General features: G+C 71.6%; 12 protein-coding genes. 4 read left to right on the top strand and 8 right to left on the bottom strand.

Annotated elements, in window-relative coordinates:
* Positions 1-28: 28 nt before the first annotated feature.
* The 3 genes from PCA76_RS13060 to PCA76_RS13050 are packed head-to-tail and all read right to left on the bottom strand — an operon-like array spanning position 29 to position 2,633.
* Positions 29-1,384 carry a condensation domain-containing protein gene (locus PCA76_RS13060; protein WP_272617957.1) on the bottom strand — a complete coding sequence of 452 codons (1,356 nt, stop codon included), beginning with the start codon at positions 1,382-1,384 and terminating at the stop codon, positions 29-31.
* Positions 1,381-1,635, bottom strand: a complete 255-nt coding sequence (locus tag PCA76_RS13055; protein ID WP_272617955.1) for an acyl carrier protein — start codon at positions 1,633-1,635, stop codon at positions 1,381-1,383. Before PCA76_RS13055 ends, PCA76_RS13060 begins: the two co-directional genes overlap by 4 nt.
* A gap of 41 nt (positions 1,636-1,676) precedes the next feature.
* Positions 1,677-2,633 (bottom strand): beta-ketoacyl-ACP synthase III, encoded by a 957-nt coding sequence (locus tag PCA76_RS13050; protein ID WP_272617953.1) that lies wholly within the window; start codon positions 2,631-2,633, stop codon positions 1,677-1,679.
* A gap of 179 nt (positions 2,634-2,812) precedes the next feature.
* On the opposite strand from PCA76_RS13050, the gene PCA76_RS13045 reads away from it, so the two are divergent.
* Positions 2,813-3,700, top strand: a complete 888-nt coding sequence (locus tag PCA76_RS13045; protein ID WP_272617951.1) for an SDR family NAD(P)-dependent oxidoreductase — start codon at positions 2,813-2,815, stop codon at positions 3,698-3,700.
* On the opposite strand, the gene fabG is transcribed toward PCA76_RS13045, so the two are convergent.
* The 4 genes from fabG to PCA76_RS13025 all read right to left on the bottom strand — a co-directional run bounded on the left by fabG (position 3,672) and on the right by PCA76_RS13025 (position 7,148).
* On the bottom strand, positions 3,672-4,418 hold the full coding sequence (gene fabG / locus PCA76_RS13040) for a 3-oxoacyl-ACP reductase FabG (RefSeq protein ID WP_272617949.1): 747 nt from the start codon (positions 4,416-4,418) through the stop codon (positions 3,672-3,674). The genes PCA76_RS13045 and fabG overlap by 29 nt on opposite strands.
* Positions 4,415-4,879: a 3-hydroxyacyl-ACP dehydratase FabZ family protein gene (locus PCA76_RS13035; RefSeq protein WP_272617947.1), complete on the bottom strand. Its 465-nt coding sequence runs from the start codon at positions 4,877-4,879 to the stop codon at positions 4,415-4,417. Before PCA76_RS13035 ends, fabG begins: the two co-directional genes overlap by 4 nt.
* Positions 4,879-5,247: a hypothetical protein gene (locus PCA76_RS13030; RefSeq protein ID WP_124855632.1), complete on the bottom strand. Its 369-nt coding sequence runs from the start codon at positions 5,245-5,247 to the stop codon at positions 4,879-4,881. The genes PCA76_RS13035 and PCA76_RS13030 overlap by 1 nt, the downstream gene beginning before the upstream one ends.
* Positions 5,248-5,327: 80 nt before the next feature.
* Positions 5,328-7,148, bottom strand: coding sequence for an AfsR/SARP family transcriptional regulator (locus PCA76_RS13025; RefSeq protein WP_272617943.1), 1,821 nt, complete (start codon positions 7,146-7,148; stop codon positions 5,328-5,330).
* Positions 7,149-7,428: 280 nt separating this feature from the next.
* Here PCA76_RS13025 and PCA76_RS13020 point away from each other — a divergent pair, with 280 nt between their 5' ends.
* The 3 genes from PCA76_RS13020 to PCA76_RS13010 all read left to right on the top strand — a co-directional run bounded on the left by PCA76_RS13020 (position 7,429) and on the right by PCA76_RS13010 (position 13,865).
* Entirely contained in the window at positions 7,429-10,608 is a 3,180-nt protein-coding gene (locus PCA76_RS13020; protein WP_272617942.1) for a type 2 lanthipeptide synthetase LanM family protein, read from the top strand.
* A complete protein-coding gene (locus PCA76_RS13015) occupies positions 10,608-10,838 on the top strand; it encodes a hypothetical protein (RefSeq protein WP_272617940.1) in 231 nt (76 codons plus the stop codon). Before PCA76_RS13020 ends, PCA76_RS13015 begins: the two co-directional genes overlap by 1 nt.
* Before the next feature lie 123 nt (positions 10,839-10,961).
* The gene (locus PCA76_RS13010) at positions 10,962-13,865 is read left to right on the top strand and encodes a LuxR family transcriptional regulator (protein ID WP_272617938.1); all 2,904 of its coding nucleotides are present in this window, start codon (positions 10,962-10,964) and stop codon (positions 13,863-13,865) included.
* 119 nt (positions 13,866-13,984) lie between these two features.
* Here PCA76_RS13010 and PCA76_RS13005 read toward each other — a convergent pair whose 3' ends face one another.
* Positions 13,985-14,716, bottom strand: a complete 732-nt coding sequence (locus PCA76_RS13005) for an alpha/beta hydrolase (RefSeq protein WP_272617936.1) — start codon at positions 14,714-14,716, stop codon at positions 13,985-13,987.
* Positions 14,717-14,834: the final 118 nt, after the last annotated feature.

Here is a 14,834-nt window from a genome sequence, read left to right as displayed (position 1 = left end):
GGGCGCCGCGGGGCCACGCCGCACCGGTCTATGGGGTGCCGAGCGCCAGCAGTTCGCGCAGTTCCGCCTGGTCGACCATCGGCGCCAGGGACACCACCGTCTCCGGCGCCGTGCAGGCCACCCGCAGCATCTGGAGGAAGTGCCCGGCCAGCCGCTGCACGGTCGCCTCGTCGAACAGGTCGGTGTCGTAACCGAACTCCGCCTGGAGCCGGCCGTCCTGGTACTGGGTGAGGGTCGCCGACAGGTCGAACTGGCCCTCGTCGTACGGGATGTCCAGCAGCCGGATCTGGTGCCCGGCGAACGCGTGCCGCCGGGTGGTGTAGTTGTCGCCATGCTGGTGAGCCAGCAGGGTGACGGTCACCCGCACTGGCGGATCCTGGTTACGACGGCCCGATCGGAGCAGCGGGAACGGGTAGGCGGCATGGGCTACAGCGTCGGTCAGCTGTCGGCTCGCTGCGGTGATCGCCATGGCGAACGTGGTGTCCGCGTCGAACGATCCACGCAGCGCGATCGTGTTGATCAACATGCCGACCACCCCGCGCAGCGCCCGTCCCCGACGCAGCGAGGCCGGACAACCGACGGTGAGCTCCCCCAGACCGGTGTAGCGGTACATCGTTGCCTGGAACGCGGCGAGCACGACGCTGTACGGCGTCACCCCGGCCGCCGCTGCGGTCTCCCGCAGCCGGCGGGCGAGGTCGTCCGGGAGCTCCTGACTGAACGCGCCGCCGCGGAACGAGCGCACCGGCGGACGGGGCCGGTCGGTCGGCAGGGTGGCCGCCGTGGCGCCGTCGCAGACCTGATCCCAGTAGGCGCGCAGCCGCTCGCCGCGCTCGCCGGAGAGGGCCGCCCGCTCCCGGGCCAGGAAGTCGTCGTAGCTGCCGGAGACCGGCTGCAACTCCACCGGCCGTCCGGTCTGCAACGCCCCGTACGCGCCGTCCAACTCCTGCCAGACGATCCGCTGCGAGTGGAAGTCGGTGGCGATGTGATGGATGACCACCACCAGCACGCAGTCGGTGCGCCGCCGCAGCAACGCCACCCGCATCGGAGCGTCCTGCGCGAGCCGTAGCGGCTGGTCGCCGAACTCCTGGCAGCGGCGCAACAGCCCGTCGTCGTCCAGGTCGGGAACATCGTGGACCTCGACCTCGCACCCGAGGTCGGGATCGACGACCCGCACCGGCCCCTGATCCGTCTGCACGAACCGGGACCGGAGCAGGTCGTGCCGTGATCGCACCGTCGCCACCGCCCGGCGTACCAGGTCGAGGTCGAGCACCGGTTCGACGTGCAGACCGTGGACCACGTTGCTGGCCGGGCTGTCCGGGGCCAACCGGTGGATCAGCCACAGCGCTTGCTGCCCGACCGACAACTCCCGGACGTCCTCGGTCACACCGGAGACCTGGCGGAGAGAACGAAGTCGCTGAGATCCTGGACCTTGGCGAAGCTGCCGACCAGCTCGTCCGGCACCTCGATGTCGAAGTGGGTCTCCACGGCGGCGAGCAGGTCGACGAGTTTGAGGCTGTCCAGCCCGAGGTCGACGAAGGTGTCGTCGGCGTTGATCTGCCGGTCGACGTCCTCGGTCATCAGCTTGCGGGTGAGCGATGCGACGTCGAGGGACACCTGGTTCACGGTCATCGTCATGGTGCTTGTCCTTTCGTAGGAAGGGGTCTTGATCGAAGTGGTCAGGGCATCCGGATGATCTGACCGGCGTAGGCGAGTCCCGCCCCGAAGCCCAGCAGCATCACGCGGTCGCCGGGGGTGGTCCGACCGCTCTCGTACAGCCGGCTGAGCGCCAGCGGCACCGACGCGGCCGAGGTGTTGCCGGTGTCGATGATGTCCTTGGCGACCTTCTCGTCCGGGATCTGGAGGATCTCGGCCAACTGGTCGACGATGCGGAGGTTCGCCTGGTGCGGCACGAACCAGTCGATGTCCGAGAGTTCGACGCCGGCGAAGTCGCACACCTTGCGGGCCACCCTCGGCACGTTCTTGGTCGACCAGCGGTAGACCAGGGGGCCGTCCATCTTGGCGAACTCGCGGCCGTTGGCGTCCCACTTGGTGCCGAGGATGTCGGACCGCGAGCCGTCGCTGCCCCACACGGTCGGGCTGATTCCGTCGACCTCCGCGGGGGAGACCACCGCGGCACCCGCACCGTCGCCGAAGATGACGTACGTCGCCGGGTCCTCCGGGTCGATGAAACGGCTCAGTTGTTCCGCCCCGACGACCAGCACGTTGCGGGCGCTGCCCATCCGGATCTCGTTGGCGGCGATCCCGATCGAGTAGGCGAAGCCGGCGCAGGCGGCGTTCAGGTCGAACGCGCCGGTGGCGGTGATGCCGATCCGGCTGGCCACCTCGGGCGCCCCGCCCGGGATGCGGTCTTTCTTCGTCGCCGAGGCGAGGATGACCAGGTCCACGTCGGCCGGGTCGACGTTCGCCATGGCCAACGCCTTTCCGCCGGCCTCGGCGGCCATCATCGTCACGGATTCCTCCGGCCCGGACCGGTAGCGCGACCGGATGCCGGTCCGCTCCTCGATCCACTCCGGAGTCACACCGGCTTCCTCGGCGATCTCCTCGTTGGTGATCAGCCTGCTCGGCCGGTACGCCCCGAGCCCGGTGATTGCCGCACCTGTCATCTGTGCCATCGCCTCCTCCGCACCACGCCTGGGCGGCGTCCTGGTGGCACCGTCCGGAGGCAGTGTTCGGCGGGGCTCTCATAACTTCTCTACATCGCGCCCGGTATGGAAAAGAGATAGCCCGGCCCCGGACCGTACGGCGCAAGTGTGTCGCCGCAGGCGGGCACGCCAAATCCGAGGGAGCGCGCATGGAGGAGTTCCGAGCGAAGGTCGCGGTCGTCACCGGAGCCGGTTCGGGCATCGGCCGGGCGCTGGCGGTCGAGCTGGCCGCCCAGGGCGCCCGGTTGGCCCTCTCCGACGCGGCGGAGGAGGGCCTGGCGCAGACCGCGGCGAGCTGCGCCGAGCGGGGAGCCGAGGTCCGCACGTACCGGTTGGACGTCACCGACAGGCTGGCGGTGCAGGCCCACGCCAAGGAGGTACGCGCCGACTTCGGCGGCGCCGACCTGATGATCAACAACGCCGGGGTGACTCTGTTGGCCTCGATCACCGAGGCCGAGTGGGACGACATGCGGTGGGTGCTGGACGTCGACTTCTGGGGCGTGGTGCACGGCACCCAGGCGTTCCTGCCGCTACTCGTCGCCTCCCAGGGCCACCTGGTGAACATCTCCAGCATGTACGGGTTGACCGCGGCACCGGCGCAGAGCGCGTACAACGCGGCCAAGTTCGCCGTCCGGGGTTTCACCGAGGCCGTGTTGCAGGAGATGCGGGTCGGCGACGTGCCGGTGAAGGTCAGCTGCGTCTACCCGGGCAAGGTGCGGACCGACATCTTCAGCAACGCCCGGGCCGCGAAAGGGCTCGGCTACGGCGGGATCCGGGAGCGCTTCGCCCGGGAGGCGACGACCTCGGCCGAGCAGGCCGCACGGCTCATCCTGCGCGGGGTCCGGCGCAACCGGGTGAAGATCGTCGTCGGGGCGGACGCCCGCCGGGTCGACCTGCTCACCCGGTTGCTCGGCACGGCCTATCCCCGGATCACGGCGCGCCGGGCCCGGACGCAGGCGAACCAGGTCCGCCTGGAGGCCATGCGGACCCGGCTCGCGGCACAGCGGGTCAGAACGTCAGACCACCGTCAACCGTGACGACCTGCCCGGTCAGGTAGGAGGCCCGCTCCGACAGCAGGAACGTCACCACCGGGGCGATCTCCTCCGCCTGGCCCAGCCGGCCGAGGGCGGTCCGCTGCTGGACGCCCACGGCCAGCCCGGCGGGCAGGTCGTTCAGCATGTCGGTCTCGATGAACCCCGGCGCCACGGCGTTGACCCGGATCCCGTACGGGCCGACCTCCTTCGACAGCGCCTTCGTGAAGCCGATGATGCCGGCCTTCGAGGCCGAGTAGTTGGTCTGGCCCGGGCTGCCGGTGATGCCAGCTACCGAGGACACCGTGACGATGGCGCCACCACGACGCCGCATCATCCGGCGGATCGCCGCCCGGCACACGTTGTAGACACCGCCGAGGTTGACGTCGATCACCGACTGCCAGTCCTCGTCGGCCATCATCGCCACCGGCCGGTCACGGATGATCCCGGCGACGGTCACCAGGGCCGTGATCTCGCCCAGGTCCCGCTCCACCCCCGTGACGAAGTCGCGCACCTGCGCGGAATCGGCGACGTCCACCTGCCGGGCCAGCACCCGGGCACCGGTCTCCGTCACCTCCGCGGCGACCTTCTCGGCGGCCTCCCGGTTGCTGTGATAGCAGAAAGCCACGTCGTACCCGTCTGCGGCGAGCTGCCGGACCACGGCCCGGCCGATCCCTCGGGATCCGCCGCTGACCAGGGCGACCGGTCGTCGGATTTCACTCATGTCGACTCCTTGACGTCGGAGACCCCGGCCAGGACGGCGGGGCGGAGCGCAGCCGCCGGGCGCACCGCGCCGACCAGACGACCGACCTGCATGACCACCTCGGTGCCGATCACGCTCTCGCCCCGGACGAAACCCGTGTCGGCGATGAGTCGGATCAGCTCGACCCGGTGCTCGACCGTCTCACCCGGCAGCACCGGCCGGCCGAAGCGGATCCCCTCGAAGGCACCCGCGATCGGCACGCCATCGGTCAGCACGTCGGGCATCGGCCGGTCGTGCCTGATCAGCACCAGCGCGGCCTGGCCCCACGACTCCAACAGCAGCACGGCAGGCAGCGGCCGGGTCCCGGTCACCGTGTAACTGCCCACCAGCCGGCTCCGGGGTACCAGTTCGCTGACCCGGTCGACCAGGAGCATCGGCGGTCGGTGCGGGATGAGCCGTCGAATGTCGTCGCGGTCGAGCATCAAGGGTTTCCTTCCTGATAGCGCAACACCACCTCGGCGGCCGGTACACCGGACACGGCGACCGTGCCCCGGCGTAGCCCGCCGTCGCGCCGGATGGTGATGACCAGTTCGTCGTCGAGATCGATCGTTCGGAGGAACCGGCAGGACACCAGCTCGGCGAGGATCTCCGACGGCATCGCCGCGAGGACGGCGCGGTGCACGTACTCGACGATGTAGACACCGGGCAGCAGGGGGAAGCCGGGATAGTGCCCGGCGAAGACCGGGTCGTCCCGGTCGGGCCGAACTCGACCGACGATCTCGTCCCCGCTGGCGTGGTCGAGGTCGATCCGCGCGTTGGTCGCGCACTCGGGCGGGATCAGGATGGTCACTCACTGACCGTGCTGGCACCGGCTATATCTTCTCCATACGTTGGGAGCACGACGGAAACGCCGGGGATCCGCAGGCGCGGCTATGCCGACAACGCCGATCGGGCGGTCACCACGCGGTGGTCCACCGGGTCGGCCTTCTCCCGCGCGAAGACCCGCACCAGGTCGTGGAAGCGGTGTCGCTGCCGCCGCCCGCCGTCCGAGCCCGCGATCTCCAGCAGCCGGGCGTCGACCAGGCTCTCGGCCACCTCCTCCCCCACCCGGGGCCTCACGCCGAGGACCCGGGCGGCGGCCCCGATCGGGAAGTCGGCCGTGTTCAGCAGTGCCAGCCGGCGCAGCGCGACCTGACTCTCGACCTCCAACTCCTGGTAGCTGCCCTCGATGCGGGCCCGCACGTCCAGCGTCCCCAGCCGTAGTTCGTTGAGACGGAACCGTTCGTCGGCCAGCCGCTGCGCGAGGTAGCGCAGTGACCAGTGCGGCCGAGCGATGAGCCGGGCCGCTGCCACCCGGATGCCGATCGAGAGCCGCCCGCACAACTGCACGATCCGGTGTGCGGCACCGGGCTCGGCGGCCACCCGCGGCAAGCCGACGATCGTGGCGAACAGCTCCAGCGCCTGCGCCGGATCGAGGATGCCCACCTCGACGCGGGTGACACCGGGCAACTCGGAGAGGCGGCCACGACAGGTCAGGATCACCCGGCAGGACGGATCACCGGGCAACAGCGGGCGGACCTGCGGATAGTTGGCAGAGTTGTCGAGCACCACCAGGACCCGGCGGCCAGCCAACTGGCTGCGGTAGAGGCACTCGCGTTCGTCGAGGCGCCTCGGAATGGCCTCCTCGGCATTGCCGAGGCTCCGGAGGAACCAGCCCAGCACGTCGCCCGGGTCGGTGGCGTTGCCCCGGGTGCCGCCGAGGTCGGCGTAGAGCTGCCCGTCCGGGAACTCGCTGCTGCACAGGTGCGCGGCCCGCAGCGCCAGCGCCGACTTGCCGACGCCGGCCATCCCGGTCAGCAGCGTCCGCTGCGGAGCGGACGGTGACGTCTCGGCGAGCAGCCCGGCCAGCGCCCGCAGCTCCTGCTCCCGGCCGCAGAAGTCCTGCGTCCCGGGCGGCAGCATCGCCGGTCGGACGTCGCGCCAGCCCGGTCCGGCCCGCGGTGCGACCGCGACGTCGGGCATCCCGGGGCCGGCCAGCACCGTCTGGTACGCCTCGGCCAGGGCCGGGCCCGGATCGGCACCCAACTCGTCGGCGAGCACCCGCCGGCCCTGGTGGTAGACGGCCAGCGCGTCGGCCTGGCGGTCACATCGCAGCAGCGCCGTCATCAAGTGGCTGCGCAGTTGCTCGTGCAGCGGCTGCGCGGCGACCAGATCGCTCAGCTCCGCCACCAGGCCGGCCTGCCGGCCCAGCATCAGGTCGGCCGTGATGCGATCCTCCAGGACCGCCATCCGCACCTCGGCCATCCGGGGCGACTCCGCCTCGATGAGGTAGTCGGTGACGTTGCTGAGCGTCGCTCCGCTCCACAGCGCCAGCGCCTCGTGCAGGTCCCGCGCGGCCTCCTCGTGCCGGCCGGAGCGCAGCGCGTCCCGACCCAGTCCGGCCAGCCGCTCGAACTCGTCGATGTCGAGTCGGCTGTCCCCCGTCCGCAGCAGGTACCCGGACCACTGCCGGACGATCTCCACCTCGTCGCCGAGATATTTCCGCAGGCGGGAGACGTAGTTGTAGAGCTGGGCGGCGAATGTCGCCGGCGGGTTCTCGTCCCACAGCAGCTGGCAGAGACGCGTGTCGGAGACTATTCGCCCTCGGGCGAGCAACAGGACGGCCAGGACGGTGCGCTGCTTGGCGCCGTCCAGTGGGACCTCACCGCCGTCGCGCCAGGCGCTCACCGGCCCCAGTACGCGAAACTCCACAGTCGCTCCGATCGGGTCAGCCCATCGAACAGTCGGAGAGTCGACCACCGGAGCGCGTCGACGCATCTGTGTCGGGCACCCAAGTTCCGTCGTCCGCACCCGCGTGATGTCGCCACACCACCGACACTGGCCCCAGGTCCCACCCTCCGGGGCGGTCATCACCGACTGTCGTCCGGGCAGCACCGGACAGTGCGCGAAATGCGGCGACCAGCCAGGTCGACAAGAATTTGGGTGGATCCCACGCATGAGTTACCGGCCGCGGCTTGGCACCCTCATTTCGATGAACACCACGGACGCCGACGGCCCACCCAGCCTCGCTCCGGCCGAGTCACCCCGACTCGCCCGGAGCTGGTGGGCGCGGGGCTTGGCGCTGCACGAGCGGGTGACCGCCGGCGGCGGCACCGACCCGGTGGACACCGGGCGGCTCGGGCACGCGCGGCGGCGGCTGGATCTGTGGCGGGCCGACCGCGGCCCGGAGCTGGACGTCCGGCTGGGCGAGCTGGGCGTCGACGAGGACCGGTTGCTCACGTTCCTCGCCGAGGAGGACGGGCACCTCGCCGCGCGGGTCGGCCCGCCGCCCTGGGCGGTCCTGATCGAGTCCGCGGTGCGCGCCGCCGCACCGCCTCCGTCGGTGCCGGTCCCTGCGGACTGGAGGACAGCGTTCGCCCTGCCGTTGCGCCCGTTGGTCGACCAGGCGAGGGCTCGCTTCCGCCGGGACGCCGGCCCGGTGACCGACGCCCAGGTCGACCTGGGCGCGCTGGATGCCGCGTTGGGGGCCACCCTGGAACGGCAACTGGCCGCGCTGGCAGCCCGTACCTTCGTCGAGGAGCTGCACCGCCGCAGGACCGCCGGCCTCCTCCAGGGTGCCGACAGTCGCGCCCGATTCGTCGACTTCGTCCGCCAGCTTGCCACCCCGGCAGGGCTGGCTGCGCTGTTCACCGATCTTCCGGTCCTGGCCCGGCTGCTCGGGCAGGCCACCGCGCACGCCACCGACGCGATGCTGGAGCTGCTCGCCCGGTACACCGCCGACCGGGACTGCCTGGTCGACAACCTCCTGGGCGGCGTCGACCCCGGCCCACTGGTGGCCGTCGACAGGCGGGGTGACCCGCATCGGGCCGGCCGGACCACCACCGTGGTCCAGTTCGCCGACGGCCGGCGGTTGGTCTACAAGCCCCGGGATCTCGCCCACGACGACCGGCTGGCGGCCTTCGCCGGCTGGATGAACCGGATGGTGCCCACCGTCGGCGTGCGGACGGCCGCCTGCCTGGTCCGCCCGGAGTACGGCTGGACCGAGTTCGTGATCGCGGCACCGCTGGCCGACCCGGACGGCGCGGACCGCTTCTATCGACGGCAGGGCGCGCTGCTGGCGCTCGCCCACGCGCTCAACACCACCGATCTGCACTACGAGAACGTGATCGCCAGCGGCGAGGACCCCGTGGCCATCGACGTCGAGACGTTGTTCAGCCCCAGTTGGCGGCCCGCCACCCAGAGCGGCGATCCAGCCGCCGACCTGCTCGCGGCCTCGGTGCACCGAACCGCGTTGCTGCCGCTGATCGTCGTCGGTGAGCAGGGCATCATGGACCTGTCCGGCGCCGGCGGCGACGAGGGCCGGCAGAGCCCGGTCAGTCGGATCGACTGGGCGGACCCGGGCACTGACCAGATGCGCCTGGTACGTCGCGCGTCCGCCTTTGACGGTGCCTCGAACCGGCCCCGGCTCGGCGAACGGGTGATCGATCCGGAGGACCACGAGGCGGCGATGCTGGAGGGTTTCCGGCTCGGCTACGAAGCGATCGAGGCGCACCGCGGGGACTTCGCCCAGCTGGTCAAGGCGTCGTCGGCCATGACGGTGCGACTCGTCGTGCGGCCCACCTGGGCCTACCGAACGCTGCTCGACGAGGCCACCCACCCGAGCCTGCTGCGCGACGGTCTGGACCGGGACCGCTTCCTCGGGCAGCTCTGCGGCCGGACCACACTGCCCGGCGACCCGGTGTTCGCGCGCCACGAGATCGTGGCCCTGTGGCGCGGTGACGTGCCGTACTTCCACGCCCGGGCCGACAGTCCCCACCTGGCAGCCGACGGGGAGCCGACCGCGGTGCCGCTGTACCGCAGTGGCGTCGACGCGGCACTGGACCGGATCGCCGGGCTCGGCGAGGCCGACCGGCAGGACCAGGAGTGGGTCATCACGGCCAGCCTGGCCACCCGCCGGCCGGTCGGCGCGCATGGCGACGCGGCGCCGATGCCAGGGCCGTCGCACGGCACGGCCGCCCCACCCGAACGGCTGATCTCAGCAGCCTGTGCGATCGCCGACCAGATCGTCGCCCGTGGCGCACCGGGCCGGGACCGGGTGAACTGGCTCGGCCTGGAACTGGTCGACGACCGGCAGTGGCTGCTGCTCCCGATGGGCGCCGGCCTGGCCAACGGGTACCTCGGCGTGGCGCTCTTCCTCGGCCAGCTCGCTCACATCAGCGGCGTGGCCCGCTACGGCGACGTGGCCCGTCGGGCGGTCGCCGCGACGCCGGGGCTACTGCGCCTGCTCTCGGATCGACCCGAGCTGGTCACCGCGATCGGCTGTGGCGGGCTGCACGGCCTCGGCGGACTTGCCTACGGGCTGGCTCGGCTGGCCGTGCTACTCGACGACCCGGCGATCGGTCGGTGGGTCGACACGGCGGTCGAACTCGCCGAGGTCGCGGTTGCCGGCTCCGCCACCGACGACTGGGCCACCGGCAAGGCCGGCTGCCTGGCCGCGATGACCTCGATCCACGCCGAGCTGGGTCTCGACCGGGCGGCGGCGCTGGCCCGGACCTGCGCCGACGAGCTGGCCGGTACGACCACGTTCGATCACCCCGCCAGTCCGGCTGGCTTCGCCGATGGCACGGCCGGCATCGCGTACGCCCTGCACCGGTTCGTCACCGTCGGCGGCGGTTCCCCGCAGCACGCGGACGCGGCACGGAAAGCTCTGCGGCACGCCCGGCAGACCCCGACCAACTCGTCCGGGTGGTGTGCCGGCACCGCCGGCCTGGCCCTCGCCCTCGCCGGCCGGCACGACGCGGGCACCTCCCCCACCGCGGACCCGGACGCGCCAGATCACCTCGTCCGGCGCTTGGCCGACCGGCCGCTGTCCCGCGACCTGAGTCTCTGCCACGGCGAGTCCGGCGTCGGCGAGGCGCTGACTGTGCTGGCCGCGGGGCCGGCCGGCCCTGCCGCAGCCGCCGCGCTACGGCAGCGGACCACCCTGCTCCTCAACTCCCTTCAGTGGCAGACGCGCTACTGCGGCACACCCGACGGAGTGCTCACACCGGGGCTGCTGACCGGCCTCGCCGGCATCGGCTACGGACTGCTGCGCTCCGCCCAGGCCGCACGGATTCCGTCCGCGTTGCTCCTGGAACCCACCCCGCAGCCAACCGATCCCGGCTGGCTGCCGCTCACCAACCCCTTCACCCCTAGGAGAGAAGAAAAATGATGTCTCACGAACTCACCGCCGACCCCGCCGACACCGCCCACGTCGAGGACCCGCACCCCGCCGGGGAGCCAAAGGTCAGCCCGATGGTGGCCTTTGGCCTGCGTACGGCGGCCCTGGCCGGTCTGGCCATCCCGGTGGGTCTCCTGGTTGGACACCTGGTCGCTGGCGACGCCGGAACCGTCGACGCCGCCGCCCCGCTCACCACCTGCTGCCCCACCTTCGCTTTGTGACCCTGGGCGGAAACCACCCGGTCAGCGCGGCGATCGGTCCGGTCGGACGATAATCTCGCCAGGCTCGGTGCGCCTGCTGGTTGACCCTGGTTATCGATGAAGTGCCTCGCTATCGTTGCCGCCGTGCAACGATCACGCGTCCTGGTCGGCCGAGATGCGGAATTCGGTGTGCTGATCGGCATGATCGAGGCTGCCCGCGTCGGGCGCGGGGGCGCGGTCTTCATCGTCGGAGAGGCCGGCGTCGGCAAGTCGCGGCTCGCCGCGGCGGTCGCCGAGTCCGCCTACACCGCCGAAATGAGTCTGCTGCGGGGGCGGGCCAGCGCACTCGGCACCGGAGTGCCGCTGCGCCCGCTCACCGAGGCGGTGCTCTCCCTGCTCCGTTCGGCCACGGTGGACATCGCGGCGCTCGGCCCGTACGGGCCGATCCTCGGCCGGTTGGTGCCCGACTGGGGCACCCCCCTCGCCGACCAGGAGACCGGATCGGTGGTGATCCTGGCCGAGGCGGTGCTCCGGCTGACCGGTCTCGCCGGCCAGGACCGCGGATGCCTGATGGTCCTGGACGATCTCCAGGACGCCGACGCCGAGACGCTCATGGTGGTCGAATATCTGATCGACAACCTCGACCAGCAGCCCACCCTGCTGGTCGGCGTCCTCCGGGCGGACGACTCCCCCGCGCTGGAGGTCGCTCGGGCAGCGGCCCGCCGCGGCCGGTGCACCGTGATCGAGTTGGGCGGTCTCGGGCCCGAGGACCTGCGCGCCATGGCCGGGGCGTGTCTCGGCGTGGCGACGGATGAGCTGCCCACCGCCGCGGCCGAGCTGCTCTGGGGCGGCAGCGGCGGCAACCCGTTCCTCATCGAGGAAATCCTCGCGGCGATGGTGGAGAACGGATTGCTCCGGCACGGTCCACAGGGGTGGCTCGTCACTCCACAGGCGCCCGCCACGCTGCCCGCAGCCTTCGCCAGAAGCATGGCGCACCGGATCGAGAAGCTGAGCCCGCAGGCCCGGGAGCTGCTGTCCTGCGGCGCCCTGATCGGGCAACGCTTCTCGGTGGCCGTGGTGCAGTCGGCGACAGGGCTCAGCGACCGCGACCTGTTCAACCATCTGCACGGCGACATCGTCGCCCAGCTGGTGGCACCGGACGACCAGTTGACCGACTGGTACACCTTCCGGCACCGTGTCACCCGCGAGTCGCTGCTCGCCCTGGTCGAGCCGGCCGACCGGCGGAAGTTGGCCCACACCGTCGCCGAGGCCGTCGCGAAGGTCCACCCGGAGTTGCCGGGTGAGTGGTGCCAGATCTCCGCCACCCTGCGCGTCGAGACCGGCGACGCCCTGTTGGCCGGTCGACTCTTTGCCGAAGCCGGCCGGAGGGCCCTCGCGCAGGGTGCCGCCACCTCGGCCGTCGCCCTACTCGACAGGGCCTGGGAGCTCCAGGCCGACGGGCCGGCCGAGGCCCGCGCCGACACCCTGGAGACACTCCTGCAGGCCCTCGGCGAGGCTGGCCTGGTCCGGCGGGCACTGGAGTTGGTCAACAGTCCGGACCAGGTGGCCGGTCTTCCCGCTCGACGGCGGGCCAGGCTACACACCCGGCTGGCCTGGACCGCCGTGTTGGCCGGGGAGCTGACCGACGCGCTGGCCCAGGTGGAGATCGCCCGTGAGCTGCTCGGCCCGGACCCCGCGGCGGAGGACGAAGCCCCGATCGACGTCGTCGCCGCACACCTGGCCCTGGACACGCCAGGGCGGGACCAGATGGAAGTCGCCGAGACCCTGGCCCGCCGGGCCGCCACGGTCGGCGCCGCGGTGCCGCTGCCGGTGGTGGCCTGTCAGGCCTGGCAGTTGCTCGGTGCGCTCGTCCGGCATCGCGACCCGGCCGAGGCCACCCGCTGCCTGGAGCAGGCCCGGTCCATCGCCGCCGAGCACGGCCTGCCGATCTGGGAGGTCCACGCGCTGATCCGGCTCGGCAACGACGACGCGTTGCTACACGGCACACTGGACCGGCTGGAACAGGCCCGAGAACGAGCGCTGCGGGCCGGGGCGGTGACTGCCCGCCAGCAGGCCGAGGCGAGCATCGCGCTGCACCTGATCATGCGCGGCGAGTACCCGGCCGCACAGGACCTGATCGACCAGGTCCTCACCGCGACGACCCGCCTGAAACTGATGGAGACCACCCAGTACGTGCTGCTGCTCAGCGCGGTGCTCGCCGCCCACCAGGGCCGGCGGGTGGAGATGCAGGACGCGCTCGCTGAGTTCCGGCGCTGGGGCGGTGACGAGAGCCTGCACACGCAGCGGGTCCACGGGCTGGCCGGCACGTTCTGCGCGCTGCTGGAGGAGGACCGCCCGCGTGCGCTGGACGAGCTGTCCCTGGCGGTACAGGCGGAGGAGACGAACCCGACAGTGTTCCACCTGGGTGGACGGCTCGGCCTCCAGTTGCTGTTGCGGGCGATGGCCGGCGAGGTCAGCTTTCCGGCGTACGAAGCGATCGTCGGCACACCGGCGAGCCAGCTACGGTGGGACCGGCAGTTCGCGCTCTTCGCCCGGGCGGTCCTGCTTGGCCGCGCGGGTCAGCACGACGCCGCGACCGCCACCGTGGCCGAGGCCATGGAGGTCGGCGCGCTGTACGCGATGGGGCGGCACCTCGCCCTGCGGCTGGTTGCCGAGTCGGCGCTCGCCGATGGCTGGGGCACCCCTGTGGAGTGGCTGCGTGCCGCCGAGGACTACTTCCACCAGGCGAAGGTCACGCCGGTCGCCGGGGCGTGTCGCACGCTGCTGCGCCAAGCGGGCGCGCGGGTCACCCAACGTCGGCGCGGCGCCGCAGAGATCCCACCTGAGCTGCGGGCAGCGGGCGTGACGGTACGCGAGTGGGAGGTGCTGCGGCTGCTCACCGGCCGGCTGAGCAACCGCGAAATCGCCGAGCGACTACACCTGTCACCGCGCACGGTGGAGCGGCATGTCTCCAGCCTCATCACCAAGACCGGCCAGCCGAACCGGATCGCGTTGAGCGATATCGCGACCGATTTCGACAGCGGCTGACCGGTCCCTGAGCTTCCTGGCGCTGGCCTCATCGACAGCCGTTGACGCCGACCCTGGTCATTTGAGCGGCATCCTGGCCGACAGTTCGTAGCGTCTACTGCCGGCCTGACGGCCCGGCCTCACGTCAGGTGCCGGGCGAAGAACCGATTCGCATCGTCCCCCTCGAACTGCGGAACGCCGGTGTGCCCGCCCATATTGGCGTGCAGCGTCTTCTCCCTGGAACCGAAGGCGTCGAACAGGTCCAGGGCCAACTGCCGGTCGTTTCCCTTGTCGTCCCACTGCAGCAGGACCTGCAGCGGAATGGTGACCTGCCGGGCCTCCTCGAACATGGTGCGGGGCACGAAACTCCCGGCGAACAGAAGGGCCGCCGAGATGCGCGGCTCGACCACCGCCAGCCGGAGGCCGATGGCGATCACCCCTCCCGAGTACCCGACCGGGCCGCCGATCTCGGGCAGCGAAAGGAGGGAATCCAGGGCGGCCCGCCATTCCGGGACCGCCTTTTCAACCAGCGGAAGGACGAGCCGGTCGACGATCTCGTCATCGACCGGCTCGCCAGCCTCCAACGCCCGGCGCAGGTCGGCGCGGGCCTCCTCGACAGCGGCGAAACGGGGCCGGTCACCGCCCCCGGGGAGCTCGATGGTGGCCGCGGCGAAGCCCGCCGCTACGGAGTGCCGCGCCCGGGCCACCAAGCGGGGGTACATCTTGTGCAGTCCGCCGGGGTGGCCGACCAGGATCAGCGGCACCGGTGCCGGCGCGGATGCGGGCGTCCACAGGATGCCGGGGATCTCATCGAGGGTGAATTCGCGCTCAAGGACACCGTCGTCGAGGCGCTGCTCAGAAGTGAATTGCATGGTCGTGCCCTTCGGGAGTGCTCGTGGACGGCGCTCCCGGACGACCTATCGCCCGACCGTGACCCCGGAGGGAAGCGCCCATGTCGATACGTTCACGGGTACCACCTCCTCGTTGTCT

Origin of the sequence: Micromonospora sp. LH3U1 (genome assembly GCF_028475105.1) — a bacterium.
In the GTDB taxonomy this organism is placed as follows: domain Bacteria; phylum Actinomycetota; class Actinomycetes; order Mycobacteriales; family Micromonosporaceae; genus Micromonospora.
The sequence above is the reverse complement of the archived record's forward strand: the minus strand, read 5'-3'. Positions and strand labels throughout refer to the sequence as shown.